The organism is Microbacterium sp. Leaf351 (assembly GCF_001423825.1).
GTDB lineage: Bacteria > Actinomycetota > Actinomycetes > Actinomycetales > Microbacteriaceae > Microbacterium > Microbacterium ginsengisoli.
Window position 1 is genome coordinate 35,528 of sequence record NZ_LMPK01000023.1, and the last position, 2,993, is coordinate 38,520.

The 2,993-nt window shown below is 68.8% G+C and carries 2 protein-coding genes and 1 pseudogene; all 3 read left to right on the forward strand.

Annotated features, from left to right (window positions below; genetic code table 11):
* Window positions 1-28 precede the first annotated feature (28 nt).
* Window positions 29-1,414 carry an FGGY family carbohydrate kinase gene (locus ASG00_RS07875; protein WP_056208255.1) on the forward strand — a complete coding sequence of 462 codons (1,386 nt, stop codon included), beginning with the start codon at window positions 29-31 and terminating at the stop codon, window positions 1,412-1,414.
* A gap of 53 nt (window positions 1,415-1,467) precedes the next feature.
* On the forward strand, window positions 1,468-2,439 hold a 972-nt coding region (locus tag ASG00_RS07880), incomplete at its 3' end, for a LacI family DNA-binding transcriptional regulator (protein ID WP_235559438.1).
* Window positions 2,440-2,605: 166 nt separating this feature from the next.
* A pseudogene (locus ASG00_RS17715) lies at window positions 2,606-2,993 on the forward strand (substrate-binding domain-containing protein); the annotation flags it as partial.

Sequence of the window (2,993 nt, forward strand, 5' to 3'; positions counted from 1 at the left end):
GAACCGGCGTCGAAGGAGACCTGGAATCATGCGCGACGAGTTGCTCCTGGGCATCGACCTGGGTACGTCCTCGATCAAGGCGAATGCCGTCGATCGACACGGACGCTCGCTCGGCATCGGTACCGCTCCGACGCCGTTCGTCGCGAACCGCAGCGGCGTGGAGATGACTCCGACTGCTCTGCTCGACGCCGTTCACGACGCCGTTGCCCACCTCGGTGAGCTGCGACACCGGGTCGCGGGAGTCGGAATCGCCAGCATGGGTGAGACGGGAACCACCATTCGCGCCGACGGCCCGACCGATCTTCCTCTCGTCGCTTGGCACGACCGGCGCGGGGCGTCGGTCGTGAAAACCCTGCTCTCCCGTTTCGGTGCGTCGGAAATCCTGCGGCGAACCGGACGAGAGGCGCGAGACGTCACGAGCATCGCGAAGCTCGGGTGGCTCCAGCAGGCAGGAGCCGTCGTCGAGGGCACGTGGACGGGCGTCGCCGGGGTCGTGCTCTGGCGACTCACGGGCGCCCTCGGGCAGGAGCAGTCGCTCGCTGCGACGAGCGGCGCATACGATCCGATATCCCATCGATACGATCGCGAGATCCTCGCCGCCGTCGGACTCGACCACATCGCGTGGGCGCCGGCACGCCAAGCGGGCACCCTGCTCGGGCGCATCGGCGGGCCCGGGGCGGAGTGGAGCGGGTTGCCCGCGGGTATCCCGGTCACGATCGCCGGACACGACCACCCCGTCGGAGTGGTCGGCGCAGGCGGCGAGAAGAACGAGGTGATCGACTCGCTCGGAACCGGGGAGCCCCTGGTCGTGAGCTGGCAGGCAGTGAAGGGTGCACCGCATCCCGTGGCGCCCGCCCTTCCGGGCGATCTCACGCTCACGGCGTGGCCCGGCACATCGCGGCACATGCTGCTGTGGGAGACGCTGCGGCCGGGCCTTGCGATGTCGTCCCTCCTCGAGCATGTCGGCGGCACGCGCAACGACATCGAGTTCGCGGCCATCCGCGTGCAGGCTGAGCCGCTCGCCGTCGAGGACCTGCTCTCGATGCAGGCGGGCGACGTGCCCGAGCACGTCCGGCAGGTCGCGCCGGAGGTCGCATGGGCGGCCACCCTCGAGGGGTACGCCGCCGCCGCCGCGCAGGCGGAGGTCGAGATGCGACGCATGGCCGGCGTCACGGGACGCACCCTACTCATCGGCGGGGGACTGCGTTCGCGGCGCTGGGTGGAGGCGAAGATGCACCGGGCGACGGGCAACCTCGCGATGGCATCCGAGCGTGAAGCAGTCTCACGCGGTGCAGCGCTCATCGCCGGCGTCGCCGCAGGCTGGTGGGATGCGGAAGAGTATCCGCCGGCGGATGTCGTCGACATGACCGGGACGACCTTCGTGCCGGGCGCCACAAGCGCCGCACGATCGTGAGAGGCGAGAGGACGAGCTATGACCCGTGGATCATCGCCTTCGTGGTGGCGCGAATGAGTTCCGAACGAGGAGCCTCCGGGCTCCGACCGCCGGCACGGCTCGTCGACATCGCCGAGCATGCGGGGGTCTCCGTCAAGACGGTCTCCCGCGTACTCAACGGCGAGCAGTACGTCACCGAGGCGACGCGTCGCCGGGTCATGGACTCGGTGGCTGCGCTTAGCTACGTGGGCGACGCAGCCGCTGCCGGACTGCGCACCCGCCGCTCGGGCACGGTGGGCCTGATCATCCCCGACGTGCGCAACGGCTATTTCAGTCTGCTGACGCGCGCGATCGAGGAGAGATTGACATCCGCGAGTCCGACCCTGCTCCTCGGCGACTCCGACGAGGAGCAGGCGCAGGAGGAGCGATACCTGCGCACATTCCGCCAACAGCGAGTCGACAGCCTGATCGTCCTTCCGGCCGGAGCGCCCAGCCTCCCCGATGCCGTGCACGAGATTCCGACGGTGATCGTCGATCGTACGGTGCCCGCCGTCGAGGGTCTCGCCGATCATGTGCTCGCGGACGACCACCGCGCCGCCGACCGGTTGGTCGAGCACCTCGTCCGGCATCACGGGATGCGCGATGTCGTGCTCGTCGCCGGGCGTCGATCCGTCTCGTCCGTCGCCGAACGCGAGCGCGGATACCAGTCGGCGATGCGACGTGCCGGCCTTGTCGAACGGGTGTCCGGTGAGCACGTGACCCCCGACGACGCCGCCGCGGGAGCGATCCGCATCTTCCGCGATCTCACGCCTCCGTTCGGGGTGTTCACGACCAACAACCGCATGTTCTGGGGCGTCATCGCCGCGATCTCTCGGCTGGGTCTCCAGATCCCTCGCGATGTGCTGGTCACCACGATCGATTCGATCGGCGAGGCGACCTACACCGGCCTCAAGCCCACGCAAGGGGTCGTCCCCGCTCATGAAGTGGCCGCGCGCACGATGGAGTTGCTCGCTGACCGCTCGGCAGATCCGGCGCGTGCCCCCCGCNCGCCGCTCCTCGCCGGTTCCTCGCCGGGATGAGCCCACGGCCCTGACGCGGGGCCAGGCAGAAGAACGGCTGGCTGCAGCGGTGTATGGGAACCCCAGCTGCAACCAGCCATCGCGTCACCGCGTGACAGGCGGACCAATCCCCACCCTCAAAGGAGAGAAAGAGATGTCCCTTTTCGTACGCAAGCGCAGCGCCGGCCTCGTCGTTGTCGCGACGGCTTCGATTCTAGTGACGGCCCTCGCGGGCTGTTCGTCGTCATCGACTCCGTCATCGACCGGTTCTTCCGGATCCATCAAGATCGCTCTCGTGCTGAAGCCGCTCGACAACACCTACTTCGGTGCGATGGCGCAGGGAGCCCAGGCTGAGGCGACCCAGGACGGCGTCTCGCTGACGGTCGTCGCCGCCGACAACGTCACCGACGACTCGGGTCAGGCGGCGAAGCTGAACGCCCTCGCCACCGAAGGCTACGACTGCTACATCGTCAACCCCACAAGCCAGACCAACCTGCTGACCGGACTCGCTCCGATCTCGGCTGCCGGCACGCCGATCGTCA